Annotated in this window: 24 protein-coding genes and 2 pseudogenes; 12 read left to right on the top strand and 14 right to left on the bottom strand. The window is 71.5% G+C overall.

Annotated features, from left to right (window positions below; all coding sequences use genetic code 11):
• Nucleotides 1-50 precede the first annotated feature (50 nt).
• Nucleotides 51-653, bottom strand: a complete 603-nt coding sequence (locus ACIBSV_RS33300; protein ID WP_395869715.1) for a TetR/AcrR family transcriptional regulator — start codon at nucleotides 651-653, stop codon at nucleotides 51-53.
• Between the two features lie 85 nt (nucleotides 654-738).
• Here ACIBSV_RS33300 and ACIBSV_RS33295 point away from each other — a divergent pair.
• A pseudogene (locus tag ACIBSV_RS33295) lies at nucleotides 739-1,149 on the top strand (organic hydroperoxide resistance protein).
• A 658-nt stretch (nucleotides 1,150-1,807) separates the two neighbouring features.
• Here ACIBSV_RS33295 and ACIBSV_RS33290 read toward each other — a convergent pair.
• The 7 genes from ACIBSV_RS33290 to ACIBSV_RS33260 form a co-directional block, all read right to left on the bottom strand.
• Nucleotides 1,808-2,755 carry a hypothetical protein gene (locus ACIBSV_RS33290; RefSeq protein WP_395869713.1) on the bottom strand — a complete coding sequence of 316 codons (948 nt, stop codon included), beginning with the start codon at nucleotides 2,753-2,755 and terminating at the stop codon, nucleotides 1,808-1,810.
• Nucleotides 2,756-3,229: 474 nt separating this feature from the next.
• Entirely contained in the window at nucleotides 3,230-3,718 is a 489-nt protein-coding gene (locus ACIBSV_RS33285; protein WP_395869711.1) for a hypothetical protein, read from the bottom strand.
• A 139-nt stretch (nucleotides 3,719-3,857) separates the two neighbouring features.
• Nucleotides 3,858-4,745, bottom strand: coding sequence for a transglutaminase domain-containing protein (locus tag ACIBSV_RS33280; RefSeq protein ID WP_395869709.1), 888 nt, complete (start codon nucleotides 4,743-4,745; stop codon nucleotides 3,858-3,860).
• Nucleotides 4,746-4,874: 129 nt separating this feature from the next.
• The gene (locus ACIBSV_RS33275; RefSeq protein WP_395869707.1) at nucleotides 4,875-5,879 is read right to left on the bottom strand and encodes a HEAT repeat domain-containing protein; all 1,005 of its coding nucleotides are present in this window, start codon (nucleotides 5,877-5,879) and stop codon (nucleotides 4,875-4,877) included.
• 6 nt (nucleotides 5,880-5,885) lie between these two features.
• Nucleotides 5,886-6,554, bottom strand: coding sequence for a HEAT repeat domain-containing protein (locus tag ACIBSV_RS33270; protein WP_395869705.1), 669 nt, complete (start codon nucleotides 6,552-6,554; stop codon nucleotides 5,886-5,888).
• Between the two features lie 132 nt (nucleotides 6,555-6,686).
• A complete protein-coding gene (locus ACIBSV_RS33265; RefSeq protein ID WP_395869703.1) occupies nucleotides 6,687-6,968 on the bottom strand; it encodes a hypothetical protein in 282 nt (93 codons plus the stop codon).
• Nucleotides 6,969-7,108: 140 nt separating this feature from the next.
• Nucleotides 7,109-7,795: an endonuclease gene (locus ACIBSV_RS33260; RefSeq protein WP_395869702.1), complete on the bottom strand. Its 687-nt coding sequence runs from the start codon at nucleotides 7,793-7,795 to the stop codon at nucleotides 7,109-7,111.
• Nucleotides 7,796-7,896: 101 nt separating this feature from the next.
• Here ACIBSV_RS33260 and ACIBSV_RS33255 point away from each other — a divergent pair, with 101 nt between their 5' ends.
• Together ACIBSV_RS33255 and ACIBSV_RS33250 are read left to right on the top strand one after the other, a co-directional pair.
• Nucleotides 7,897-8,271, top strand: a complete 375-nt coding sequence (locus ACIBSV_RS33255; RefSeq protein ID WP_395869701.1) for a VOC family protein — start codon at nucleotides 7,897-7,899, stop codon at nucleotides 8,269-8,271.
• 232 nt (nucleotides 8,272-8,503) lie between these two features.
• Nucleotides 8,504-8,578 (top strand): annotated as a pseudogene (locus tag ACIBSV_RS33250) (DinB family protein); the annotation flags it as partial.
• A gap of 192 nt (nucleotides 8,579-8,770) precedes the next feature.
• Here ACIBSV_RS33250 and ACIBSV_RS33245 read toward each other — a convergent pair.
• Nucleotides 8,771-10,012, bottom strand: a complete 1,242-nt coding sequence (locus ACIBSV_RS33245; RefSeq protein ID WP_395869699.1) for an MFS transporter — start codon at nucleotides 10,010-10,012, stop codon at nucleotides 8,771-8,773.
• A gap of 100 nt (nucleotides 10,013-10,112) precedes the next feature.
• Between ACIBSV_RS33245 and ACIBSV_RS33240 the strand changes: the two genes are divergently transcribed.
• A complete protein-coding gene (locus ACIBSV_RS33240) occupies nucleotides 10,113-11,198 on the top strand; it encodes a DUF5937 family protein (protein WP_395869697.1) in 1,086 nt (361 codons plus the stop codon).
• Nucleotides 11,199-11,271: 73 nt separating this feature from the next.
• On the opposite strand, the gene ACIBSV_RS33235 is transcribed toward ACIBSV_RS33240, so the two are convergent.
• Nucleotides 11,272-11,832, bottom strand: a complete 561-nt coding sequence (locus ACIBSV_RS33235) for a hypothetical protein (RefSeq protein WP_395869695.1) — start codon at nucleotides 11,830-11,832, stop codon at nucleotides 11,272-11,274.
• A gap of 268 nt (nucleotides 11,833-12,100) precedes the next feature.
• Between ACIBSV_RS33235 and ACIBSV_RS33230 the strand changes: the two genes are divergently transcribed.
• A complete protein-coding gene (locus tag ACIBSV_RS33230; protein ID WP_395869693.1) occupies nucleotides 12,101-12,460 on the top strand; it encodes a cupin domain-containing protein in 360 nt (119 codons plus the stop codon).
• A gap of 175 nt (nucleotides 12,461-12,635) precedes the next feature.
• Here the strand turns inward: ACIBSV_RS33230 and ACIBSV_RS33225 are convergent, their stop codons facing one another.
• On the bottom strand, nucleotides 12,636-12,953 hold the full coding sequence (locus ACIBSV_RS33225; RefSeq protein ID WP_395869692.1) for an ArsR/SmtB family transcription factor: 318 nt from the start codon (nucleotides 12,951-12,953) through the stop codon (nucleotides 12,636-12,638).
• A gap of 105 nt (nucleotides 12,954-13,058) precedes the next feature.
• Between ACIBSV_RS33225 and ACIBSV_RS33220 the strand changes: the two genes are divergently transcribed.
• Complete coding sequence (locus ACIBSV_RS33220; protein WP_395869690.1) at nucleotides 13,059-13,379, top strand: putative quinol monooxygenase; 321 nt, start codon at nucleotides 13,059-13,061, stop codon at nucleotides 13,377-13,379.
• 42 nt (nucleotides 13,380-13,421) lie between these two features.
• On the opposite strand, the gene ACIBSV_RS33215 is transcribed toward ACIBSV_RS33220, so the two are convergent.
• The gene (locus tag ACIBSV_RS33215) at nucleotides 13,422-14,039 is read right to left on the bottom strand and encodes a TOPRIM nucleotidyl transferase/hydrolase domain-containing protein (protein WP_395869688.1); all 618 of its coding nucleotides are present in this window, start codon (nucleotides 14,037-14,039) and stop codon (nucleotides 13,422-13,424) included.
• A 499-nt stretch (nucleotides 14,040-14,538) separates the two neighbouring features.
• On the opposite strand from ACIBSV_RS33215, the gene ACIBSV_RS33210 reads away from it, so the two are divergent.
• The 5 genes from ACIBSV_RS33210 (at nucleotide 14,539) to ACIBSV_RS33190 (ending at nucleotide 21,360) form a co-directional block, all read left to right on the top strand.
• Nucleotides 14,539-14,907 (top strand): VOC family protein, encoded by a 369-nt coding sequence (locus ACIBSV_RS33210; protein ID WP_395869686.1) that lies wholly within the window; start codon nucleotides 14,539-14,541, stop codon nucleotides 14,905-14,907.
• Nucleotides 14,908-15,253: 346 nt separating this feature from the next.
• Nucleotides 15,254-17,014 carry an ABC transporter ATP-binding protein gene (locus tag ACIBSV_RS33205; RefSeq protein ID WP_395869999.1) on the top strand — a complete coding sequence of 587 codons (1,761 nt, stop codon included), beginning with the start codon at nucleotides 15,254-15,256 and terminating at the stop codon, nucleotides 17,012-17,014.
• Nucleotides 17,011-18,723 (top strand): ABC transporter ATP-binding protein, encoded by a 1,713-nt coding sequence (locus ACIBSV_RS33200; protein WP_395869684.1) that lies wholly within the window; start codon nucleotides 17,011-17,013, stop codon nucleotides 18,721-18,723. The genes ACIBSV_RS33205 and ACIBSV_RS33200 overlap by 4 nt, the downstream gene beginning before the upstream one ends.
• Nucleotides 18,724-18,985: 262 nt before the next feature.
• Nucleotides 18,986-20,143, top strand: coding sequence for an epoxide hydrolase family protein (locus tag ACIBSV_RS33195; RefSeq protein WP_395869681.1), 1,158 nt, complete (start codon nucleotides 18,986-18,988; stop codon nucleotides 20,141-20,143).
• 194 nt (nucleotides 20,144-20,337) lie between these two features.
• Nucleotides 20,338-21,360, top strand: a complete 1,023-nt coding sequence (locus ACIBSV_RS33190) for an Lrp/AsnC family transcriptional regulator (RefSeq protein ID WP_395869679.1) — start codon at nucleotides 20,338-20,340, stop codon at nucleotides 21,358-21,360.
• Between the two features lie 22 nt (nucleotides 21,361-21,382).
• Here ACIBSV_RS33190 and ACIBSV_RS33185 read toward each other — a convergent pair whose 3' ends face one another.
• Together ACIBSV_RS33185 and ACIBSV_RS33180 are read right to left on the bottom strand one after the other, a co-directional pair.
• Nucleotides 21,383-22,978 carry a carboxyl transferase domain-containing protein gene (locus ACIBSV_RS33185; RefSeq protein ID WP_395869677.1) on the bottom strand — a complete coding sequence of 532 codons (1,596 nt, stop codon included), beginning with the start codon at nucleotides 22,976-22,978 and terminating at the stop codon, nucleotides 21,383-21,385.
• Nucleotides 22,975-24,285 (bottom strand): CaiB/BaiF CoA transferase family protein, encoded by a 1,311-nt coding sequence (locus tag ACIBSV_RS33180; RefSeq protein ID WP_395869675.1) that lies wholly within the window; start codon nucleotides 24,283-24,285, stop codon nucleotides 22,975-22,977. Before ACIBSV_RS33180 ends, ACIBSV_RS33185 begins: the two co-directional genes overlap by 4 nt.
• A 282-nt stretch (nucleotides 24,286-24,567) precedes the next feature.
• Here ACIBSV_RS33180 and ACIBSV_RS33175 point away from each other — a divergent pair, with 282 nt between their 5' ends.
• Nucleotides 24,568-25,983: an amidase gene (locus tag ACIBSV_RS33175; RefSeq protein ID WP_395869673.1), complete on the top strand. Its 1,416-nt coding sequence runs from the start codon at nucleotides 24,568-24,570 to the stop codon at nucleotides 25,981-25,983.
• Nucleotides 25,984-26,014: the final 31 nt, after the last annotated feature.

Below are 26,014 nucleotides of genomic sequence, written 5' to 3'. Positions count from 1 at the left end.
CGCCGGTGTGTGCGTCGGGGGCCGCGCGCCGTGCCGCGCCGCGCCGTCGGTCAGTGGTTCGCGTCGCCGGGTGTGCCGAGTACGCGGTTCAGGGCGTCGGGGATGATCCGCCGGATGGCGTCGGCGTCGTCCAGGTAGCAGCCGACCGCCAGGCCGTCGCGCAGCAGCATCAGGATGTCGGCCGTCGCGACGGGGTGCGGGTCGCCGGCGGCGGTCAGCAGGTCGGTCAGCATTGTGCGGAACCAGGTGCGGTGGTCGAGGACCGCCTTGCGCACCGGGTGGGACACGTCCGGGAATTCGGCGGCGGCGTTGATGAACGGGCACCCCCGGAAGCCGGGTTCGCGGCCGATCTCGGTCATCAGCTCGAAGACCCGCAGCAGCACGTCGCGCGGCGGTACGTCGGTCGAACCCGCCAACAGCGCCGCGGCACCGTCGCGCTGTGTGCGGTACTGCTCGTCCAGGTAGGCGTGGACCAACTCGTCCTTGGACGGGAAGTGGTTGTAGAACGTCGCCTTCGCCACGCCGGCCTCGGCGATGATCCGGTCCACGCCCACGGCGTGCACGCCCTCCGCGTAGAAGAGCGTGGTCGCGGTGTCGAGGACGCGGCGGCGGGCCGGGCTCTCGCGGCGGTGGTCGGAGGGTGTCGTACTCACACCTTGACTTTACCAGACAGGTCTGTCTACATTCGTTTCACGCCAAGACAGACCCCTCTGTCTATCTCTTCGAAAGGGCGGGACCATGAGCCTGTACACCGCGATCGCCACCTCCGCCGGACGCGACGGACGTGCGGTGAGCTCCGACGGACAGCTCGACGTCAAGCTGGGCATGCAGAAGGAACTCGGCGGGGACGGTGTGGGGACCAACCCCGAGCAACTGTTCGCGGCGGGCTACGCGGCGTGCTTCGCGAGCGCGATGCAGCTCGTGTCCAAGCGGCAGAAGGTGGACGCCGCAGACGCCTCGGTGACGGCCTAGGTCGGTCTGAACGCGAACGGCGACGGCGGCTTCGGCCTCAGCGTGACCCTGCGGGTGGAACTGCCGGAACACCTGTCCGCGGAGGAGGGACGCGCGCTGATCGAGGCCACCCACCAGGTCTGCCCGTACTCGAACGCGACCCGGGGCAACATCCCGGTCGAACTCGTCATCGAGTAGTCCATCGGCGGCGAGACGAGGAATCCGACGCGGACCACCCGGAACCGGAACGCGGTCCCGGAGGATCCCCGGAGCTGGGCTGGGCCCGCTGCGCGAGGGGTGCCGATGTGGTCGAAACGCGCCGGGCGCCGGGCGTCGGCGGCGCGTCTCGGGCCCGGCGGGACCTCGTTCACCACGGCCGTGTTCCCCGGTCCGGGTCTGTGCAACGACGGACCACCCGTTCGGCGGCGGTGCGCCCGGTGCTGCCGGCGGCGGGCCGTACACCGCGGCCGGCCCGGCGTCGTGGTCACGCCGCGCAGCAATCCTCGGCGCGGGTCCGACGTATTGCCTCGGGTCACGGATGCACCCGGCCCGGCAGGCGCATCCGGGCGTGTCCGGCGAGTCGTGGGTGCTCATGAGATGAATCCCCGAGCGATGTTCGGCGACGCGCGCCCTCCGCGGCGGCACCGGGCCGCCGGTGGGGGTGATCGGCTCTTCGATCGACCCTGCGTGCCCTTCGCTGCGGCACGGCGGAAACGGCGCGCCGACCGGTGTGGCGAAGTCGGATCCGGTCCCGGATTCCAGTCCCGCGCCGGGGGTCCCAGGGTCGGGGCGCCAGGGGCGAGGCCCAGGGTCGGGAGTCCCGGGGCTGCCTCGTCGGGACCGCGACGTTCCGTGGCTATTCGACCTCGATCAGAGTGTGCATGCCCTTGGCTCCCAGGCGTTTGGCGTCCGAGATGTCGTGGACCCACGTGATGAGCGCGTAGCGGCCCGCGTCGAGGGGAGCGTCGAGGACGGCGGAGCGGCCGGGGGACAGCGGGGTCATGCCCAGGCCGGCAGTCGTATCGAAGGGCGGTGTGCCCCATTCGCCTCGGTCCAGGGCGCGGAAGAACTCGGCGAGCCGTTCGTTCGTCGTGCCGGCCGGCACTGGGTAGAGGATGGCCTCATTGACCTGCCGGGGCAGGAGGTTGACCACCAACAGGGGCGCTCCGGAGCGGATCCGGTCGGGCGCGACGTAGCGGGGTCCCTCCCCCGTCCGGATGGAGGCGATCACGCCTTCGGGCGAGGGGCCGGGCGTGGCGTCCGGCCGGCCGGTCACGGTCAGCGTCCGCACCCGCTCGACGCCCGGCGGATTCGCCGTCTCGAAGTCGAGGAAGTCGACCCAGAAATACGTGCCGGGCCGAAGCGTCACCCCGAACGAGACCGAGCGCCCCGGGACGGTCGCCGCGCCGCCGAGGAACGTCGCCTCCCGCATGACCGCGTTGCCGCCGTCGCGAATCCCGTCCGGATCGTGCGACAGTGCCCGCACGAGATTCGGCACGAACGCCTCGACGGACACGCCGGGGTTCAGTCGCAGCAGCCCCACATGCCCACGACCCGGGTCGGAGGTGGCCACCCGGAACGTGGCGAATCCGGGCACCGCGGTGGCGGGTGCCGCGAGACCTCCGACGCCCGCGACGACATTCAACGCCTGCCCTTCCGCTGCCCGCCGGATCCCCGGCCCGGGCTTATCGCCGGCGGCCGAGCGATCGGCGGCGAACGCCGAGGGGGCGACGCACGCGATGAGCGTGCCGGTGGCCAGGACGGCGAGCGAACGATAGACCCGGGATATCCGGTGCACAGGCATGGCAACTCGCTTTCGACGATACGGATCAGCCGAGTCGTCCACGCGTGGGACCGACTGGCGTGGTCCGACCTGGTCCGACCTGGTCGGACTTCGGTGGATGTCCACAAGTCTCCGTCGCGATCGGCGCCACGACGTCGTGCCCGCGAACGATCGTCCGCCTCCCCGGCCGGTACGAGAGTGGCCGCCCGACCCAGGACCCGAGTTGTGGCCGCTCGCCCGGTAGCCGCAACCCCTGGGGTACGAAATCCGATCCCCATACCCTCCCGGTGGACGAACGGCACGGGACGGTGCGCGAGTTGCCCGACCCGCTCTCGCCGGCGAGTCCTCGGACGCGACCACGACCGAAGTACTGCCCACGGGCACGGCAGTGCTGTGCGGTGCGGATCACCAGGTCCGCGCCGTCGCGTTTCGGGGCGTGCTCCTGCGCCGACGCGTAGTGGCAGCGCGTGGGGGATCGGGGAGGGCGGAGGGTGGTCAGGTCACCGTGCTGATGACGGCCTTGCCCTCGGTGGCGGCTGCGGTGAGGAACACGATCAGATCCTCGAACGTGTTGTCTCCGGTGATCCCGTTCCACGGACGGGACGCGCCGGCGCCGGTGGCCCACCGCTCGTCGCGTAGTCCCTCCGCCACCGGCCCCACCTGCTCCGGAGGCAGGAAGTACGCCGGCTCACCCGCGAATTCGACACCCTCGACGATGTCGCAGCCGTACCCGACCGCCCTGGCCAACCAGGGATACTCCTTGGTCCAACGTTCCATACCGCCCTCGGCCTCCAGTCGGCCCTCGGCCGACATGGTCAGCACGCGATAGTCGCATCCGTAGCGGTCCACCCGCGGACGGAAACCGGAGACGACCGAGCCGCTGCCGCCCCTGTCGGCGAACAACCCGCCGACCAGCCCCGGAGCATCCGCGACCTCCCCGAGTGCCGCAGGCTCGATCTTCACCAGGGTCAACCACATCGACATGCCGCTTCCTCACCACTCCCGATTGCCTGCCACCAGCCACGACCCGACGCACCCCTCGTCGGCTCCCATCGGAAGTCCTGGCACGAGGTGGTTCACCCGGACGAACATGCTGCCTTCCATCGGGCGGGTCGGTACGGAACTACCGGGCCCCTGCCGAGTGTCGGCCGAGGACGGGTTCCGCGACGAGTCGCGCCACGCGGCACAACGTCTGGCCGTGTCGGGCGAAGAGTTCGTCGCGCGAGCCGAAGTGGCCCAAGTCTGCCAGGACATAGCCGGAGAGGTCGCACGCGGTGCGGGCATCGGTGGTCGGGCACAGCGTCGTCCCGTCCCAGTCGATCGCCGTCCTGGACAGCGCCTCGAAGAGGGTCTCCGGGCCGGTGTTGGTGAAGCCGCCACCAGGACCGTTGCTCAACTCGTCGAGGTTGCCGAAGAGTTCCGCGACGGTCAACCAGTGCGCCATGGGGTGCTCGCCGGTGGACGGGCCCGTCAGGTGGAATTCCGGCCAGGCCAGCACCACTTGGTCCGGGACGATCCGACGCAGGTGCGGGAACCTCGGATACCAGAACGCCCCGTCCAGGAGCAGACCGCGCACCCGCGTGGCCACTCCGGACGCGCGGGCCACGGCTTCGAGTACGGCCAGGCGCTGGCTGCACGATCCGCGACCCAGGCGCAGCACCTGCGACGTGGGCCGTTCGTCCTGCACGGAGTACACGGGTCGGACGGCTGTGGCGATCAAACGATGGGCTGTACGCAGGACTTGTACCCGACGGACGGCATCCCCGGCGATGCTCGGATCCTGGGCGTTCATCGTGCCTTCGGTGCTTACCGGGTTCTCGACCTTTCCCGGGTTCTCGACGCTTTCCGGGTGCCGGGCCGACGCCGTGCTCGCGGCACGCTCGGCCAGTGCGGTCACGCGCCGGTCCGGCCAGTCGAGGATCCGCGTCGGCGCCGTGCTTCCCGCGACCACTCTCCGATCGACGGTGTCCTCGTGGATTCGGCGCCTGGGCCGAAGCAGCGAACTCGTCATGCCATGGTCCCCTCATGGAGCATTCCCCGGATACCACGACGCATCATGTCAGAGGATTTGAACGTGTTCAATTATCCGGCGGCAGCGGCGATGGAGGACGCGGGCACGGCCCCCGGGAAGCAGCCGTCATCACGCGTCGCGCAGCGTGAGGATGTATGCCGCCGTGAGCGCGACCGCACGGTCTTCGTCACGGGACAGATCCGCCAGGGCGCGGGACGCCGTGGATCCCGGGATGTCCGCAAGTGCCTGGGTCAGCCGTCGACGTGCGGACGCTGCTGCGGTGCCCTGCGCGAGGCAGTCGACGAGCCTGGTGGCGATCTCGTCCGCCAACGCGGGACGACTCGCCAACGCGCTCAGCGCATCGGCCGCTTCGACGTCATTCGTGTCATGGACGATCATGTCCACGAGCGTCGGGACCGCGTCGGCCACTCCGCGCGGACCGAGCGCCAGAGCCGCACACCTGCGGACCACGAGGTCGGAGTGCGTGAGGGCGTCCCGCAGCAGTGCGGACGCCTCGTCGTCGGGAATCTCGGCGATGGCCCGGACGGCACGTTCGCGCACCTCGGCCGCCGGTGAGTCGAGGCCCTGCGCCAGTGGTTGCGCCCATTCGCCGTCGCCCGATCGAGCCAAGGCCCATCGAAGGGCCCCGGCGACGTTCGGGTCCGTCTCGCTCAACGCCGCCTCGACGAGGGCTTCCACCGGCACCGGAACCTCTTCGGCCGACGCCAACGCCGCGCGCTGGCGCTTCCCGGCGCTCTCCGACGTCAGGGCCTGGAGGAGTGCGACGACCTGGAGGACGTCCTCCCAGCCGACGGGTTCCGCGGCCTCGATCCGACGAAGTCGCGTCAGCAGCGCCGTCTCACGCGCGATGCGTTCCCGCGTCCGGAGGACGAGGTCGTCGACGAGATCCGCGGGCCGGAAGCCGGGATCATCCAGCGCGGACCCGACTTCACGCAGCGACAACCCCAGGGATCGCAGGCTCTCGATGTGGAAGATGCGCCGGATGTCCTCCCCCGAATACTCGCGATAACCGCCTTCGGTACGACCCGTCGGCCGCAACAACCCGAGCGATTCGTAATGCCTGAGCATGCGGGCGCTGACCCCGGACCGTCGTGCCACATCACCGATCAACACGGCCTGTCACTCCTTCTGGCCGGCCCTGCCGAGTGCCACGACACGCTTCGCCTCCTCGGTGGCGAACTCGAATCCCGCGTCCGGGTCGCGCAACAGCCGCTCCGTGGCGATCGCGTGCCGGCGCACGTCGGGGTCGAGATCCGTCATCGCCGCGCGCAGGGTCGGCACGATCGCCTCATCGAGCGCGATCAGCGCCCGACTGAGGCTCAGCCGGATCTCACGCCCGCCGCGCCCGAGTTGGGTTGCCAATACCGCGGCCAACGCGGGCTCTTCACCCTCTGGCACGAGTGCGACCGCCGCCCGCCAAGCGCTTCGCGCCACCTCGTCGTCCGGGTCGGACAGAAGTGCCCGGGTGATCGCCGGCCACGCCTGGCGATCCCCGATCTTGGACAGCGTGTGCAGCGCCTGGCTCCGGGCCTGCGCCCGCTCCGAGCCGAGTTCACCGACAAGTGCCGGGACCGTCCTCGTCGACGCGTGGCGGGTGAGTGCCCACGTGAGCATCTCGCGCACCTGGAAATCGGGCTCGATCGCGCATCGCTCGACGAGCCTGTCCACGAAACGCGGGTCCGGGGTCGTGCCGGCGACCATCGCCGCCCGCAGCCGCACCGGGGAGCGGCCGTCCTCCAGCGCCCGAAGGACGCGCGGCACATCCGCCTCCTGCTTCGGCAAGGTCATCGGGACCACCTCCTCGGCCGTAGTCAAGACCTTGTCACGGTGTCAAGGTCAAGGGGGCCGGCCGCGGGATCCCCGGACGGGACCCACGGCGGTGGCTTCGAAGCGCCGCCGAGGTCCCGTCCGAGGGGCGGCTCACGAGTCCGTGAGCACCCACAGTTGCCAGACTCCGGCAGGTCGGCACTCGTACCTGTTGGCTCCGTTGTCCAGGTACCACTGGCCCCTGGTGTGGCAGCCGCCCAGGTCTTCGGGGGCGAAGTCCTGCACGTGGTGCCAGCCGGGGCCGACCGAGGGGGCGGCGGCCGCGGGGCCGGTCGCCGGTCCCGTCGTCGCCACCGCCTGACTGACCGCCAGACCGGGCGCCGTCAACAGCGCTGCGGCGGTGGCGAGTACGGCGAACCTCTTTTTGCTGTTCATGGTTCTTTCCTTTCGAGTGATCGAGGGGAACTCCAGCGTCCCGTTTCCACCGGCAACGGTCTTCATGCGCAGGGCGGATCGGCTCGTACAACGAAATATCTACTCTTCCGCCCTTTTCCTACGACGACGCGCCGGTGTCCCTACCCGGACGCGGTGACCTTCGCCGCCAGGTCGCGGTTCAGGTCGATGCGTACCAATGCCGCCGCGAAGCGCGCCAAGTCGTCGCCGTCGACCAGTTCGGCCAACGCGGTGGCGGTCTCCGGCAGGCCCACACGGGTCGCCCCCGCGAGCGCCTTCTCGTCCAGAACCGGGCGCAGGAAGGGCCACACCTCCTGGGCCTCACGGCAGAAGATCAAGGCGCCGGACGGGCCGATGCCGGGGAATTCGCGCAACAGTTCCAGCACTCGTTCGCGGCGTTCGCCGGCGTCCCGCGCCAGGCGACGCAGGTCGCCCGCGTAACGGTCGCGGGCCAGGTCGGCGCATGCGCCGAGCCGTGTCGCGGTGCCTTCGTCGTAGCGCACGTAATGCGCCCGTCCGAGCGCGTCCACCCGTTGTTGCCAGGTCAGGTCTCCCATGCCCTTCGGTGTGCCGCCGCCCGCGTCGATCAGTTCCCGCGCCGCGCGCACCGCGATATCGGCCTTGATGCGCGTGGAGATCAAGTTGCTCAGCACGAGCAGCCGCCACAGCGGCGCGGGCTTGTTCGTCAGGCGGATGCCGGCCTGTCGGGCGTATGTCGTGCCCGCCTCGGCGAGCACCGCGCCGACGAGCTCGCGCCTCGTCTCGGCCGTCTTGGTCGAGCCGGGGGATGGGGTGCTCTTGGAAGGCATGGCCGGCCGCTCCGTGTCGCGAGGGTGATCGCCGTCGGCGGTGCCGTTACCCGCGACGGGGGCGGGGAATCGAACGATCGTCGGTGGGAAGCGGCAAGGACATGACGCTACGCATGGGATGTACGGTCATCACCACCACCGATCTGCCGCGAGCGATCGAGTTCTGGACGTCCGCGCTCGGGCTTCGCCCCCGTGATCGGGTCGCCGAGGACACCGACTTCGTCGTCCTGGTCGAACCGGACGGGAGCGGGCACGCCCTCTCGCTTCAACTCGGCGAGGTGCGCGAGCGCGTCGAACCGGTGCGGGTCCACCTGGACCTGTACACCGACGACCAGGCCGGCGAGGTCGAACGCCTGATCGGGCTGGGTGCCGGTCGACCCGAGTGGGACTATCCGGACGACCCGGATTTCGTGGTGTTGGAGGACCCGGACGGCCACCCGTTCTGCGTCGTGGCCCACGATCCCCACAAGAACTGAACCCCGAGTCGTCGGCAGGGACCCCGCCTGCGCGGTTCGCCCGGTCGGGCAGCCGGGCCCGGCCGGATCGGCCATTGCGCGGGTTCCGAGGTATCCGGTCGGCCGCGTTGCGGAGGAAACTCTCGAGGCCGCTGTCGACGAGGGCGCCCGGGACCCGCCGGCCGGCGGGTCCCGGGGAAGGTACATGCGGCGGTGAGTGGCCGGGTGTGCCGGCCGCGGAGGATGTTGCGCAGCCGGCGGGTGGGGGCGCGATGCCGCGCCCTATCCGCATCCTTGGCCACCGCCGTTCACCACGATCGCGTGGCGCCGCCGGTGAGGGCATGGCCCGGAGAGCCGCCGGCACCGCTCGTCGTCGGTTGCCGGCCTCGGCGCCGGGCCGCTTCGTCGTGCCGGACCCGGCCCTCGCGCCGCGGATCCGGGGGAGCGCCGGTTCGGCGTATGCACGGGTGGCACGGGACCGGGGCTCGGCGGCGGATCACCGGTGGCGACGCCCCCGAGTTCACGAGGCCGCTCGCGCCCGGTGGGCGCTTTCGCCGAGAAGCGCTCCTTCGTCCTTCTCGGTGGCAACCGCGGACGCGGAGAGGAGCGTCGCAGCGGCCAGGCTGCCCCAGAGCGCGGCCGGACCGTGCGGTGCGAGAGCGGTGAAGACCGCGGGGGAGACGGCGAGGCCGAAGCCCGTGGAGAGTTCGAAGCGGGCGAGGGATCGTCCCAGGACGTGGGCCGGGGCGAGGGCGGTGACGAGGGCGGTGGCACTGCCGGCGTAGAGGATCTCGCCGACGGTGCAGACCACGGACATCACCGCGACGGCCGGGGCGGCCCAGCCGTGCCCCAGTGAGGTGACCGCGAGGAAGCCCAGGTAGGACGCGGTGAGTACGACACCGGCCAGGGCCAGCACGGTGCGCCGGGAGAACCGGGACATCAGTACGGTGAGCGGAACCTGCAGCGTGACCACCAGCACCGTGTTGGCCACGAAGATGGCCGCCGACCACACGGGCGATGCGTGCAACTGCGTCACCAGCACCAGCGGGAGGGCGATCTCGGGGACGTTGAGGCAGAAGACGTACACCACGTTGGCGGCCAACACGGCGCGCATACGGGGAGCGGACCCCTCGTCCCGGTCCTCGACCGCGGTGGCGGCCGGACGTGCGTGCAGGTGGACCGACCACGCCAGGGCCGCCGCCGTGAGATAGGCGAGCCCGGTGACGGCGGCCAGTGCCTGCAAGGCGGTGGCTCCGCCCGCCAGGCACACGGTGGCGAGGAGCGCGCCCACCCCCAGGCCCGCGTTGCGCAGGGCACGGCCCGCCGCGAGAGCGGCGTCGCGTTCCCGGCCGTGGGCGATCGTGGCCACGAGAGCCGCGTGGGCGGCCGGCCACGCCTGGTTGCCGATGCCGAGGAACAGCGCCGCCGCCGCGAATACCCAGACCTGCCCCGCCGGGGTGGCCAACAGCAGCGCCACTCCCAGCACCCGCACCAGCATCGACGCCGCCACGACCGTGCTGCGTGCGCCCCGGTCCAGCCATCGACCCACGGCGGGCATGCACACCAGGCCCACGACGACGCCGACCGTCATGGCGATACCGGTGGCGGGAGCGGACAACCTCAGCACCGTCATCCCGTAGAGCAGCAGAAAAGGCCGCAACAGGCCGGTGCCGAGCGCGTCCACGGCCAGGGCGACGGCGTAGCGGGGGCCTCCGGAGGCACGGACGAGGGCGCGGGGCCGGATCTTGCTGGTGGTTGGCATGGCGACAACGGTGCTTTCGGCCGCCGGGTTCGCCCGCGTCGGTTGACGGACACCGTCAATCGACGCCGTCGCCGGTCGGACGGTCGGTGATGATGAGGGGGTGACCTTGAGGATCGACATCAGCGGCCTGCCGTCCGAGCGAGTGCGGTTCGCCGCATCCCCGCTGGCCGAACTGACCGCGATGCTGCACGTGCTGGCCGAACCCGGACATCATCCGCAGTTCGCCGCCTGGGCCGGGGACGTCTGGGCCGGGCTGTCACCGGAACTCGCCGAACGGTTGCGGGAGGCGGACTTCCTCTGGCGCTCCTCACAGGCCGACTTCCTGATCCCCGCCCGGCCCCGGCCGACCCTCGCCGAGGAGCTGCGCGACGTGGACCGGATCGACGACGAGAGATATGTGACCGCCGCACTCGTCACCACATGCGGCGGCAACCGGGTCCGCTTCGTCGCGCCCTCGCCGCTCACCGACGCCACCGCCCGCGAACGTGCCCTGGATCTGGCCCAGGCCCGCGGCGCACGACAGGAGGCCTTCGCGGAACGGCTGCTCGCGGACCCGGCCACCGTGCGGGTGTGGGTGCGCGAAACCCTCGAACAGTGCGCCGAGGCCTTCTTCGACGCCGCTTGGTCGGGCGTCGCCGTACAACTCGCCACCGACCTGCGCCTGAAGAACGACCTGCTGAAGCGCAAGGGCATCGGGTCGGCCCTCGCATCGGTCTCCGGCGCGATCGCGCTGGCACCGGACGGCGACCGCATCGTCATCGACAAGCTGCAGGACAAGGCGACCACCGCGCACGACACCGGGGTCACCTTCATCCCCACCGTCTTCAACCGCCCGCACCTGGTCGTGGTCCACGCGCCCGGGTGGCATCCGGTGGTGCAGTACCCCGTGGCCGAGTCGGGCCCTTCGGAACCGGTGCCACTGGAAACGGTCACCCTGCGCCTGGAGGCACTCGCCCATCCGGTACGGCTGCGCCTGCTGCGCACCCTGGCCCGCGGCCCGCACACCACCGGCGAACTGGCCCACGTCTGGGAGTTGTCAGCCCCGGAGGTGTCCCGTCACCTCGCCGTCCTACGCCGCGCGGGTCTGCTCACCGCCCGACGCCAGGGCCGTTACGTCCGCTACACCCTCAACCTGCCCGACGTGACAACTCTGGGCACCGACCTGCTGGCAGCCGTACTGCGCTGACCGACCCCGAATCGCCGAAGCCCCCGGGCGCCCTCGCCGCCGCGTCATCATCGGCGACGACCGCGCAGTTCGCTCATGTGGCCGCGGCGTTCCGGATTTCGATGATGTCCGGGAAGGTCCCGTACGGTCCCATGGCTCCCCAGGCGAGCCGGCCGGTGAACGGGACCGACAACTCCTGCGGCGGCACCGGCACCAGGACGTGGTCGCTCGTCTCGAGCACCGCCAGGGTTACGTGCGGGCGATAGTCCGCGCCCGCCGAGGTGAGCGTGCCCAGTGACAACTCGCGGGCGTGCCCGAGCACTTCGCGGTGTGCCGCGTCGAGGTCGGCGCTGCGGAGCGCCTCCGACCCGACGTACACACCGCCTTGCGGCACGTAGGGGTCGCCGGTCGCGAACGCGGCGATCTGCGTACCGGACAACACCACGGGCAACTCCGCCGGGACCGTCGCGCAGGTTCGCCCCCACAGCTCGGCGGCCTCCGCCCGACCACAGTCGACGTGCAGCAACGTCAGGTGCGGTCGGCGCACTTCGTCCACACACATGATCGTGGGCACATCGTGGGCAATGGAGCGGGCATACGCCACCAGGCGTGCCGATGTCCGCGTGTCGGGCAAGAGGATGATCCCGTAGGGCATCTGCCGTCACCTTTCGTTCTCCCGAGCCGGCGCCGTCCCCGCGGCCCTCGGCGCTCCTCATGCTGCCGTGCCGCTCCCTCGCAGACGGCCCCCGCGCGCAAAGCGGCCGACCACCGCGCGCACCGCACTCCCGGCCCGCCGCCGGACCCGCCGGCCAGGGGTCCTCACCCGTATGGGTGCCCCGGGTTGCGGTTCGGGGATTCCGTTCGCGTTCGCTCGCGATGAGGCGCACGATGGAAGTGGTGGACTCCGAAGGAGATGATTCACCATGCTTGCTGTGCGTTCGATCAACGAGGCCGACGAGAGCCGCGACATGCCGCACGGCCACCTCGACGTAGTCAGTTTGGAAGGCGTCGATTTCGGCGTTGCCCGATTCGAGCCGGGCTGGCGGTGGTCGCAGGATGTCGGACCCATCGCGGGGACCGACAGTTGCCAGTTCCACCACAACGGTTACGTGGCCCAAGGGCATCTGCACATCCGCATGGACGACGGTGAGGAGAAGGATCTCGGCGCGGGTGACGTCTTCGTCTGCGATCCCGGCCACGACGCGTGGGTCGTCGGCGACGAGACCGCGGTCGTCTTCGACTTCGCCGGCAACATCCACGAATACGCCACGCCCGCCAAATAAACGAGGTCACGACGGCACGAGCGGGTAGGTCGAGGTACGAGCGCTGCACGACGACCCGGCGGTAGGCGTCCCGCATGGCGGCCGCGGCCACCACGAAGTCCGCGGACTGCGGCCCGCCACGCGGGTCGGCCCGGTGGTACGGAGCCGACCCCCGGGTCGTGGGGCGCGCCGCGGGTCAGTCCTGCGGTTCTGCAGCGATGATGTCCAGCAGCCCCGGGAATCGCCGCTCGACGTCGGCTCGACGCAGGCTGGCCATGCGGCTGTTGCCCCGGTCGACCTGACGGACCAACCCGGCCTCGCGCAGCGTGCGGAAGTGGTGCGTCAGGGTCGCCTTGGACACCGGCAGCCCGAAGGAACTACAGGTCCGCGCCGTGGCATCGGGCTCGTTGGCCAACTCGCGCACCACCCGACGACGCAGCGGGTCCGCCAGCGCCGAGAGCACCCGGCCGAGTTCGATCTCCTCGACGTCCGGATGACCTTCGTCGTCGGGCATGCGGCCACCTCTCTTCCAGGTACGGCTTGCATCATACCTACTGTCTTGCTAGCGTCCACCGGGCACTAGGTACGAACTTCGTCTTACCTTCCGGAGGAGAATCCGATGCCCCAGCCGCTCACCCTCGTCGGCACCGCCCGGCCCAAGCCCGAACGCGCCGCCGAGTTGAAGCAGCTCCTGCTCTCGTTCGTCGAGCCCACACGAGCGGAACCCGGTTGCCTCGAATACCACTTCCATGAGGACCGCGACGAACCCGGAGTCTTCGTCTTCTACGAGGCGTGGCGCTCGCAGGCCGATCTCGACGCCCACCTGGCGCTCCCCCGGATGAGCGCCTTCTGGGAGAGCCGCATGGACTATCTCCAGTCCGATCTGGACATCCGTTTCCTCACCATGCACAGCCCCTACCGGCCCGACTTCTCGAACTGACCGCCGCCACCGCGCCGCCGCCGGTCTCGATCGGTGCCCCGGTCACAGGCTCGCGAGCAGATCGTCGAGGGGAGCGGGTACCCGCTCGGAGTCGAGGGCCTCGACCAACAGCCGGCCGTAGCGGATCTTGCGGCCCTTCTTCGTACCGAGAAAGCGCCGCAGCCGCTGGTGCGAGGGCCGATCCCGGTGTGCGGGTTGGCTCACGAAGGTCTGCCAGGCCCGAAGGTCGCCCTCGGCCGCGAGGATCTCCTCGACCCGTGCCACGCCCAGCGCGCGGACGAGTTCGTCCTCCAGGTCCGACACGCACACGAAGAACCCGCGGCGCGGTGCGCGGGCCCGCTCGAGAGCGCGGTCGTAGAAGCCCTGCTCGCCCTCGTCGCACAGTCCGGCCAGGCGCAGCCCCAGCCCCGGCGGCCCGAGCAGGCCCGCGTACCGGCCGACGCTCATCGCCCCGCCCATCGGCAGCGCGCACACCCCTTCGGAGGACAGGTCCCGGCCGCGCCGCGCGGCCAGCGTCTCGACGGCCGCGAGATCACTCGGCCCTTCCAGCAACACCGCGGTCCGCACGCGCAGTCGCACGGCCAACTCACCCGCAGGCCCGCCGGGGCCGCCCGCCGCCCAGCCGGTAACCGCATCCCGGAACGCTCGCATGTCCACCATGCGCCGATTCTTTCCCGGTGCGAACGGACACGGCACGCAGTTTTCCCCGGCGAGGGAAGGCCCGGGCATCGAACAAGCCCGTCATGGAGTAATCGGCCATGAAGGAGAAGGACGCTTTTGCCGGTCTCGTGTGGAGCCGGTCGGAACAGCGCGCGGCACGCGGCGGCGCCGGCTTCGTGCGCGGGCCGGGCGGGCAGTCGGCCGACAGGCATGCGGCCGCCGTCGAGCGGGTGGGGCCGCGGCCTGGGCCCGGGCCGTCCCTGGGAGCGCTACACGGCCGACCGATGACGACCGGTTCGACGGCGCGTCTTGTGCGGCTCGCCGTCGAAGCCGGGCGGCTGCCGGACGGGCCGTCGCCGGGAACGGGCCGTCGTCGGCCGTTCGGCGTGGCGTTCCCATTTGTACAAGACCGCGGTGGCGGTTTCGGGCACCCTCGTCGGTGTCCGCCCGCCGACGGGTGGTTCTTCGCTGCCCACCGGCCCGTCACCAGGAGCTGCCCATGTCCATTCGCCGCGTGATGCCCGATTTTCCCTCGCAGGCCATGGCGGAGAGCCGGGACTTCTACGGCCTCCTGGGCTTCGAGGAGGTGATGAACCAAGGCTGGGTGATGACGCTCGCCTCGTCGTCGAACCCCACCGCGCAAATCACCTTCATGACCCACGACAAGACCGCGCCGGTCGTACCCGACGTGAGCGTCGAGGTCGATGACGTGGACGCGGTCCATGCGGCGGTACGGGCGAGCGGCGCGGAGATCGTGCACCCCTTGCAGGACGAGGAGTGGGGAGTACGCCGGTTCTTCGTCCGCGACCCCAACGGCCGGGTGGTCAACGTGCTGACGCACCGCCAGGGTTCGGTCGGCGCCGAATGAGGGTCGCGCTGCGGATCGTGGGCCGCGAGGGTCCGTGCGTCGGCGGGTTCCGGGGTCGGCCGGCGCGCCGGTTGCGCGGACGCGCCTCGCCCCTCCTTCCTCGTGCCGTCGGGGTGGGCTCGGGTCTCGTGGTCGACACGGGAGAGGCTCGATGCTACTTTCGGAACATGTTCGGAAAGTCGATCGGGCCGCGCCCTGGACCGGAGTCCGCGATGACGGCGCAGACGGGAGAGCGATGAAGGCCACCGACCTCGCCCAGGCGGAGGCGCAGTCCATACCGCCGCCGGCGGCCCTGCCGCCATCCCCGCCATCCCCGCCGGAGGCCGATGCGGCGGCGGGGAAGAGCCTGGTGCGGTTGTTGCGCCCGTACGGATGGAGCTTCGCCGCCGTTGTCGTCCTGCAGGTCGTCGGCGCGCTCGCGGGTTTGGCGCCGCTGCTGGCGGTCGTCGAGTTGGGCCGCTCCCTGCTGTCGCCCGGCCCGACCGATCGTGATCACGTCCGGATGGTCGTGATCGCGGGCGCCGGCGGCATGTTGGTCCGGCTGGTGTTCACGGCGGCGTCGTCGGGGATCGGGCACATCCTCGACGGCGGGGTGCAGCTGATGTTCCGTCGGGAACTGGCCGCACGGTTGGGGCGCGTTCCGATCGGTTGGTTCTCCCGGCGGCGAACCGGCGAACTGGCCAAGGTGGTGGGGGAGGACGTGAGCGCCGTGCACCCCTTCATCGCGCACGCCCCCGGCGAACTCGTCTCCGCGTTCGTGGTGCCGCTCGCGTCGCTGATCTACCTGTTCACCATCGACTGGCGACTCACGCTGATCACGTTGATCCCGGTGGCGCTCGCCGTGGCGATGGTCCCGTTGATGATGACGCCGACCCGGCTGGGCGAGCAGCAGGAGTTCGACGCGGCCATGGGGCGGATCTCCAGTTCCGTCGTCGAGTTCGTGCAGGGCATCTCGGTGGTCAAGGCGTTCGGCGGATCCGGGCGCGCCCACCGCAAGTTCCGCACCGCCGCGGACGACTTCGTCGACACCTTCCACCGCTGGGTGCAGGGGCTGTCCCGGATCGCCGCCGCGATGCAGCTGGTGTTGTCGCCGCCGTTCGTGCTGCTGGTCGTGCTCGTCGGCGGCGCGGCGCTGATCACGAACGGCGGCATGGACCCGGCCGATCTGCTGCCCTTCCTGCTGCTCGGACTGGGCCTGACCGCGCCGGTGGCGGCTCTCGGCCACGGCTTCGACGACATGCAGGCCGCCGGGCGCGCGGTCGGCCGGATCCGGGACGTCCTCGACGCGCCGGTGCTACCGGAGCCCGATCACCCGGTCGCACCACGCGGCCACCGGGTGGAACTGCGCGACGTGCGATTCGGCTATGAAGCCGAGCACGAGGTGCTGCGCGGGATCGACCTGGTGCTCGAACCGGGAACGGTCACCGCGATCGTCGGGCCGTCGGGAAGCGGAAAGTCCACGCTGGTCCAGTTGTTGCCGCGATTCTTCGACCCGACCCACGGATCGGTCGCCCTGGGCGGCGTCGATCTGCGCGAGCTCGACAGCCGGGAGCTCTACCGGATGGTCTCCTTCGTCTTCCAGGACGTCCGCCTGTTGCGCGCGTCCGTCGCGGAGAACATCGCGCTCGCCGTACCGCAGGCCGACCCGGACGACGTCGTGCGTGCCGCCCGACTCGCGAACATTCACGATCGCATCCTCGAACTGCCGCGCGGATACGACTCGGTGATCGGTGCGGACGTCGGACTGTCGGGAGGCGAGGCGCAGCGGATCTCGATCGCCCGCGCCCTGCTGGCCGATACACCCGTGCTGGTGCTGGACGAGGCGACCGCGTTCGTCGACCCGCAGACCGAACACGCGGTGCGCCGAGCCCTGGCGACGCCGGGCAGCGATCGCACCATGCTGGTCATCGCGCATCGCCTGGAGACGATCGCGGACGCCGACACCGTCGTGATGCTGGAGAACGGTTCGATCGTCGAACGCGGCAGCCCCACCGAACTCTTGGCGCAGGACGGAAAGTTCGCCGCGTTCTGGCACACCCACCGATCGGCTGTCGCCGACGAGGGGGGCACCCCCGAAAACGCGGCGCAAGGAGACGAGTCCCGATGATCCGAATGTTGCTGCGTGTGCTGGGCAACGAGCACGCCCGGCCGATGCGCCGCACCGTGGCGCTGATGACGACGGCCGCGCTGGCCGAGGGCCTGTCGTACGCACTGCTGGTCCCGGTGCTGCGGGCGTTGTTCGGCAGCACACCCGAGGACGCCTGGCCCTGGTTGATCGCGTTCGGGGGCGCGGTCGCGGTCTACGCGGTGCTGCGCTACAGCGGCGACCTGTCCGGATTCCGGATCGGGACCACGGTGTTGCGGGGCACGTACCACCGACTCGGCGATCACATGGCCCGGTTGCCGATCGGCTGGTACAGCGCGAGCCGCGTCGGGGAGGTGTCCACGCTGGCCAGTCGGGGCGTCCTGGAGGCCATGGGCGTGATCGCGCATCTGCTGGCACCGCTCGTCTCCGCCTGCGTGACCCCACTGACCATCGCGGTCGTGATGCTCGCCTTCAACTGGCAGATGGGGCTGGCCGCGTTGGCCGCCGCACCGATCGTGGCGGCGATCCAGATCCGGACCGCACGCTCGATGGCCGCCGCCGACGCGGAGCGCACCGAACGCGACCACGAGGCCACCGGGCGGGTGATCGAATACCTCCAGGCCCAGCCGGTGTTGCGGGCCGGCGGCCGGACCGTCGAACGCTTCCGGCTGCTCGACGACTCGTTGCGGGAGGTGCGGCGCACGTCCCGCCGTTCCACGCTGTCGGCGCTGCCCGGCGTGGTGGGACTGACACTCGTGGTGCAGGCGATGTTCACCGTGCTGCTGGTCCTGGGCGCCTACCTCGCGCTCGAAGGGGACGTCGGCGCGGCGGAGGTCCTGACGATCCTGGTGTTGGCGGCCCGCTGCGCGGATCCGTTGCTGTCGCTGACGGACATCGCCGGCAAACTCCGCGGCGCGCGTTCCGTGCTGGCGGGCCTCGATGCGGTGCTGCGCGCCGAGCCGCTGCCGGAAGCCTCCGAACCGATGCAACCGGTGGGCCACGGCCTGGAGTTCGAGTCCACGGTCTTTCGACACGGCGACCGTACGGTGATCGACGACGTGTCGTTGTCCGTGCCGGAGGGACAACGACTGGCCGTCGTCGGACCGTCGGGATCAGGCAAGAGCACCCTGCTCCGGCTGCTCGCACGGTTCCACGACGTGGACGCGGGCGCGGTGCGGGTGGGCGGGGTGGACGTGCGCGCGATCGATCCGCGCGTGTTGATGGAGCGGTTCGCCATCGTCTTCCAGGACGTCTATCTCTTCGACGGCACGATCGAGGAGAACGTACGCCTGGGCCGTCCGGACGCCGACGACGCGGAGGTGCGGGCGGCGGCGACCGCGGCCCGGCTGGACGAGGTGATCGAGCGACTGCCCGGCGGATGGGCGACGCACGTCGGCGAGGGTGGAGCGCTGTTGTCCGGCGGCGAGCGCCAGCGCGTCTCGATCGCGCGCGCACTGCTCAAGAACGCGCCGATCGTGCTGCTGGACGAGGTGACCTCGGCGCTGGACCCGGTGAACGAGGCCGCAGTCCACGACGGCATCGAACGCCTGATGGCGGGCCGGACGGTGGTGATGGTGGCGCACCGGATGCGAACCGTGCAACGCGCCGATCGCATCGTCTTCCTGGACGCGGGCCGGATCGTCGAATCCGGCAGCCACGACGAACTGCTGCGCCACGGGGGTCGCTACGCCGAGTTCTGGAGTGTCTCGCCTGCTCCTGCGGTGAGTTGACGCGTCGAGCCGGCCCGTCGGCGCGGGCCCGCCGCCCGCCCGTTGTCGGCGGGCGGCGGGCGGCGTGCCGGATGCCCGCGACGACGCGAAAGTGTGTACCATCGAGCCCGTTGCGCGACGCGCGCAACCAACACGAGGAGGTGAGCCCGATGAACAACCGCATGGCATGTGTCGGTATGAACCGGGCCCTCCCGTTCGCCGCGTCCGTATGACGCATTCGGGAGTGCCCCGCGCGTGAGCGCGCTCTCGAAACGAAGGAACCATGACAGTCGAGACCTTCCGGATCTCCGTGTCCGACGACGTCCTGCACGACCTGCGGACCCGTCTGCGCCGTACCCTGTTCACCACCGCCTCCGACTCCACCCGCTGGGCCGCCGGTGTCGACCCCGGGCAATTGCGCGACCTGGTCGCCTACTGGGCCGACGACTTCGACTGGCGCGCGGCCGAGACGGCACTGAACGCCCATCCCCAGTACACCGCCCAAGTGGCCGGAAAGCGTGTGCACTTCGTGCACCTCAAGGCCAGGCGGGCGGAGGGGGCACCGGCGGCGATGCCGCTGATTCTCACACACGGCTGGCCCAGCAGCTTTGTGGAGATGTTGCGCGTGGCCGGGCCGCTGACCGATCCGGCGGCCTACGGCGGCGACCCCGCCGACGCGTTCGACGTGGTGATCCCCTCCCTGCCCGGCTTCCTGTTCTCCGAGTTGCCCCGGGGGCCGTTCACCCGTCGCGGCGTCGCCGAGATCTGGCACGAGTTGATGACCGAGACGCTCGGCTACCCGCGCTTCGGCGCGTTCGGCGGGGACATCGGCGGTGGCGTCACCCAGTGGCTCGGCGCGCTGTACCCGAAGGAGGTCGCCGGCGTGCACCTGACCTCGGCCGTGATCTCCGCCGACTTCGGGACCGTCCCGCCGACTGCCGACGAACAGGCGTTCCTGGACGCGCTGGACGCGTACGACCAGGGTGATCAGGGCTACAGCGAGATCATGTGGACCAGGCCGGACACGATCGCCGCCGCCCTGGCCGACTCACCGGCCGGGCTGTTGGCCTGGATCGCCGACAAATACCGGGACTGGAGCGACTGCGGCGGGGACCTGGAGACCCGCTGGGACCGGGACACGCTGCTGACGGTGGCGACCCTGTACTGGGCCACCGGGAGCATCGGCTCGTCGTTCCGTCAGTACTACGACTACCCGAAGAACACTCCCGTCCCGCCGATTACCGCCCCGGCGGCGATCACCCTGAGCAATGAGCCCGCCTTCCGCAACTACCCGCGCAGCCTCGCCGAACGTGTGCACACCGACCTGCGCCACTGGCACATCCCGGAGCGCGGCGGCCACTTCATGGCGCACGAGGAACCCGACCAGGTCGTCGCCGACCTGCGGTCCTTCTTCCGGCCGCTGCGGTCGAGCGGCGGGTGAGCGGGTGCGCGGGTGAGGGATTGAGCGGGTGATCGACGCGGGGCGCTCGGCCGAAGGTTTCCGGTCGGGCGCCCCGCGCGGCTCCGCGCATCTCCCCGCCCCGACGGATGGCCGGTCGGCCGATACCGGCCTCGCACGGGTCGCCCCGGTGGGGCGGTCCCGGGTCGGCAGGGTCGGTGGGTACCGTGTTTCCGGTGACCCCAGTCGACGCGGGCGTGGACGCCCTTGACCGCCGTATCATCGCCGCCCTCCAGGTCGACGGCCGCGCCTCCTGGCGTCGGATCGCGACCGCCCTCGGCGAACCCGAGCGCACCGTGGCGCGCCGAGGGCTGCGCCTGCTGGAGACCCGATCGGTGACCGTGACGGGCCTCGTCGCCGGCGGTGACACGGTGATCGTGCGGCTGAACTGCCGGCCGGGGCAGGTCCGCGAGGCGGCCATCGCCGCGGCGTCCGGCAGCGGCACCGTGTTCGCGTACGTGCTGGCCGGCTCGGTGGACTGCGTGGCCGAGGTGCAGTGTCCGCCCGATCGGCTCGCGCGTTTGATGTTGGAGGAACTGCCCACCCTGCCCGGCCTGGTCTCCCAACAGGTCGCGCCGGTGCTGCGGTACTTCCGCACCGTGCACGAATGGCAGCCGGACATCCTCGCCCCGGACGAGGCGAGTGCGCTCGCGCGGTTTCCCACGCCGACCGAGCACGTCGAGCCGGCGGACGCCGACGTCGGCCCGGAGGAGTGGAGCATTCTGCACGCGCTCGCCGAGGACGGCCGGCGAACGCACGAGGAACTCGCCGCCATCGCGGGTGTCTCCGAGGCCACCGCGCGCCGCCGGGTGGAGGCGCTCACCCGTTCCGGCATGGTGAGCATCCGTGCCTCGACCGAACCGGCCCTGCTCGGCTTCCCGGTGGAGGCCATGTTGTGGATCCGCACCCGGCCCGACGACGTCGAGGCGGTGGGTCGGCTGCTCCTCGACTCGCCGTTGGTGCGCTACGCGGCGGTGGTGATGGGGGAGTACCAGATCCTGGTCGACGTCGTGCAGCCGTCGAAGCAGGCGCTGCACGAGTTCCTGACCACCTCGCCGTGGGTGCGGCGCGTGGAGGCGGTGCAGTCGCACCTCGTGGTCGAACCCCTGATGCGCAGCGCGACCCCGACCCCACGATTGCGCGAACTGCTCGGTGCGCGGGTCGGGGTCGGGGCCGGGCGCGGGGCCGGCGTCGGCTGACTCGCAGGCGGTACGGCCGGGTTCAGCGGGCCGCTCGGGCCTGGGCGAACTCCTCGGCGATCGCCGTGCCGAGTCGGTCGAGGAAGTCGCCCGGCGCGAGCGACCCGGGTTCCGCGACCTCGGCGACTCCGGCGGCTCCGGCGATTTCCGCGACTCCGGGGGCTCCGGCGATTTCCGCGACGACGCGATGCACGATTCCGGCTGCCAGCAGGGCCCGGGCGCCGATTCGTTGTTCGTCGGCGAGTTCGGCGGCCCGGGTGGTGTCGCGATGCACGATCGCCGACGCGCCCTCGGGCGGTAGCGGGGCCAGCCACGCGTGTTCGGCCGCGATCCGGCGCACCGCCGGTATCAGCGCCAGCGCGGCGCCGCCCGCACCCTCGCCCAGCAGCAGACCGACGGTCGGCACGGGGGAGGACCCGAGGTCGGCCACACAGCGGGCGATCTCGCCGGCCAGGGCTCCCTCCTCGGCGGCCGGGGTCAGCGCGGCGCCGGCGGTGTCGATCACGGTCAGCAGCGGCAGGCCCAGTTCGGCGGCCAGCCGCATCCCGCGCCGCGCGGTGCGCAGGCCGCCCGGTCCCACGGGGCCGCCCACGGCCGCCCGTTCACGATCGTGGCCGACCACGACACAGGCCGTACCGCCGATCCGGGCGAGGGCGATCCGCATCGCGTCGTCGCGCTCGCCGGCCCCGGTCCCCGACAGCGGTACGAGCGTTTCGGCGCGGCGCAGCAGGTCGGCGAGCCCGACACGGTCCGCCCGGCGGGTCCGGACGACGGACCGCCAGACGCCGTGTGGCGCGCGGGCCGGACGAGGACGCTGGTTCGGGGGCGCCTGGACGGGACTCCCGTACCGGTCCGCGGGCGCCGCGCCGGGATCCGGCCCCGAGCCCGAGTGCGCCGAAGTGGTTCGTGCCGTGGTGGTGGCTCGTTCCCCGGACAGCAGGTCGAGCGTCCGCGCCGTGCGGCGGCGCAGTTCGGGTGTGGTCGCCACCGCGTCCAGGACGCCCCTGCGGTACAGGTTCTCCGCCCGCTGCACATGCTCCGGGAACGGTGCGCCGTGCAGCGCCTCGTACACGCGCGGCCCCAGGAACCCGATCAGCGCCCCGGGCTCGGCGGTCGTGACGTGTCCGAGCGAGCCCCAGGATGCGAACGCCCCGCCGGTGGTGGGGTGGCGCAGGTGGACCAGGTAGGGCAGGCCCGCGGCCTTGTGCGCGACGATCGCCGCGGTGATGTCGATCATCCGCACGAACGCAGGCGTGCCCTCTTGCATCCGGGTGCCGCCCGAGACCGGTGAGGCGAACAGCGGCAGTCGTTCGGCGCCGGCCCGACGGATGGCCGCCACCAGGCGGTTCGCGGCGGCGTCCCCGATCGATCCGGCCAGAAAGCCGAATTCGCCGAGGAGCACGGCGATCCGGTGCCCGGCGATGCGCCCCTCGCCGGTTCGTACCGACTCGTCGCTCCCGCTGCGCGCGCGGGCGTGCGCGAGGGCATCGGCGTACGGGCCCGGGGCGGCGTTCGGCGGGATCGGTTCGTCCCAGGAGCGGAAGCTGTCGGGGTCGAGCAGGTCGGTGGCGAAGTCGAGGGCGGTGGGCCGACCGCGGGTCGCGGCGGCGGGTGTCATCGGCGCGTCCCCACGTTGGTGCGCGGGGCTCGGTGCACGTCGGCCGCGACGACGTGCCCCGCGTCGCGATGCGCGTCGTCGGCGGCCCGGGACGGGTCGCAGGGGTGCGCGTCCGAGGGGTGTTCGTCCTCGGCGTCCCGCGCGTCCAGCCACGCCCGCACGCTCGCGTCGTGTTGGCCGAGGGTGGGCGGCGCGGTGTGCTCGCGGCGCCCCCCGTCGTCGAAGCGCCAGGGCGGTCCGGGCAGTTCGATCGCTCCGAGCGTGGGGTGCTCCACCTCGACGACCAGGCCCTGCTGCCGGGTCTGCTCCCACGCGTACACCTCGTCGATGCCGCGCACCTTCCCCGCGGGCACCCCGGCCGCGTCGAGCCGGGCAAGCCAGTCGGCGGCGCTCGCGCCGGCGAAGACCGCCGTCAGTTCGGCCGCCAGCTCGTCGCGCCGGCGGACCCGGTCGCCGTTGCCGGCGTAGCGCGGGTCGTCCGGATCCAGGCCGGTGACGGCGGCGAGGGCCCGCCACAGCGCCGGGCTGCCGGCGGCGAGTTGGATGTCGCCGTCGGCGCAGTGGAAAAGCCCGTAGGGAGCGATCGAGGGATGCTGGTTGCCGGTGGGCTCGGGGAGGTCGCCGGCGACGGTCCACCGGGTGCCCTGGAAGCTGTGGATGCCGATCATCGAGGACAACAGCGAGGTCCGCACCACACGTCCCCGGCCGGTGGCCTGTCGTTCCAGCAGCGCCGCGAGTACTCCCGAGACGCCGAAGATCCCGGCGAGCAGATCGGCGATCGGGGTACCGACCTTGGTCGGCTCGCCGGGCTCGCCGGTCAGGCTCATCAGGCCGGCCTCGCCCTGCGCGATCTGGTCGTAGCCGGCCCGCCCGCCGTGCGGACCGTCGTGGCCGAATCCGCTGATCGACAACACGACCAGGCCGGGATTGAGTTCGTGCAGGCGCTCGACGGTGAAGCCGAGGCGGTCGAGCACCCCGGGCCTGAAGTTCTCGATCAGTACGTCGGCCCGACGGGCCAGCCGGGTCACCAGGTCGCGGCCCTCGGCACTCTTGAGGTCGGCGGTGACCGACTCCTTGTTGCGGTTGCAGGCCAGGAAGTAGGTCGACTCGCGGGCGTCCGCCGGACCGACGAACGGGGGACCCCAGCCCCGGGTGTCGTCGCCGCCGCCGGGTAGCTCGACCTTGATCACGCGGGCCCCGAGGTCACCGAGCATCATCGCGGCGTGTGGGCCGGCGAGGGCTCGGGACAGGTCGAGGACGAGGCGGCCGTCGAGCGGGCCGCGGGTACCGGACGGATCGCCGGACATGGGACCCCTTACGTGTGCGATGTTCATTGACTGAAACAGTCAGAAGATAAACATGCATGGCCGAATTCGTCTAGATCGGACCGTGTGTTTTCTTGTTCGATCCACAAGCGCAAGGTCGTGAACATCCGGACGGCTACTCGTCGGCCGAAAAGTTCATGCTGCTCAAACCCTTGACTGAATTCGTCAACGATCCGCAGACTGGCCCGGCCGCACCGGAGGCGAACCGCCTCCGGCCGCCACCCCACACCTCCCGCTTCCGCCGCCGCTCGCACCAGGACACCCATGACCGACGACATCCCCGACCTCGACGCCACCGACCTCGCCGCCCGTATCCGGCGGCGCGAGCTGTCCAGCCGCGAGGTCGTCCAGGCACACCTGGACCGCATCGCGGCGGTGAACCCCGCGATCAACGCGATCGTCACCCTCGACCCCGAGGGCGCCCTCGCCGCCGCCGACGCGGCCGACGCGGCGCTCGCCCGCCGGGAGGCCACCGGCCCGCTGCACGGACTGCCGATCGCCTTCAAGGACACCCACCACACCCGGGGCATGCGCACCACCCACGGGTCCCCGCTGCACGCCGACGACGTGCCCGACCACGACGACCCGCTGGTGGCCCGGGTCACGGCGGCCGGCGCGATCCGGATCGGCAAGACCAACGTCCCCGAGTTCGCGGCCGGCTCGCACACCTTCAACACCGTCTTCGGCACCACCCGCAACCCGTACGACCCCTCCCGCTCGGCGGGCGGCAGCAGCGGCGGGGCGGCCGCGGCCCTCGCGGCGGGCATGCAGCCGATCGCCGACGGCAGCGACATGGGCGGCTCGCTGCGCAATCCGGCGTCGTTCTGCAACGTCGTCGGCCTGCGCCCCACGCCGGGCCGCGTCCCGCAGGCCCCCTCCGGTAGCAGTTGGCAGACGCTGGCGGTGGCCGGCCCGATGGCCCGCACGGTCGCCGACACCGCGCTGCTGCTCTCGGCGATGGCCGGGCCCGATCCACGCGACCCGATCGCCCTGGAGACACCCGGCTCGGCGTTCGCGGCGCCCCTGGACTTCGACCCGCGAGGGCTGCGGGTCGCCTGGGCACCGGACCTGGGCGCCGACGTGCCCGTCGACCCGGAGGTGCTCGACGTCCTGGCGGACGCGGTCGCGGTGTTCGCGGACCTCGGTTGTCACGTCGAGTCGGACAGCCCCGACTTCCGCGGCGCCGACGACGTCTTCCGCACCCTGCGCGCCCACGAGTTCAACCTCGGCCTCGGCCACGTGCTCGATTCCTCGCGCGCGGCGCTCAAACCGAGCCTGGTGTGGAACATCGAGGAGGGCCGCAGGCTCGGCCCGGACGATCTCGCGCGCGCGACGATCGCGCACAGTCGGCTGTACGCGCGTGGCATCGACTTCTTCGATCGCTACGACGTGCTGCTGGCCCCGGTGAGCCAGGTCGTGCCCTTCGACGCCGACCTGGAGTACCCGCAATCGGTCGCCGGACTCGCGCAGCACACCTACCTCGACTGGATGCGTTCGGCGTACTACATCACGCTGCTCGGCGCCCCCGCGCTGTCGGTGCCGGCCGGATTCACGCCCGGCGGCCTTCCGGTCGGCCTGCAGATCGTCACCGCGCCGCGGTCGGACCTGACCACGCTGCGGATCGGCGCGGCGTTCGAGGCCGCGACCCGACACGGGCGCCGACGCCCGCCCCGGGGCTGACCCTGCCCTCGTCCCCGCCGCGTTCCGTCCC

Origin of the sequence: Embleya sp. NPDC050154 (assembly GCF_044460165.1) — a bacterium.
In the GTDB taxonomy this organism is placed as follows: domain Bacteria; phylum Actinomycetota; class Actinomycetes; order Streptomycetales; family Streptomycetaceae; genus Embleya.
This window is presented reverse-complemented; position numbering and strand designations above follow the sequence as displayed.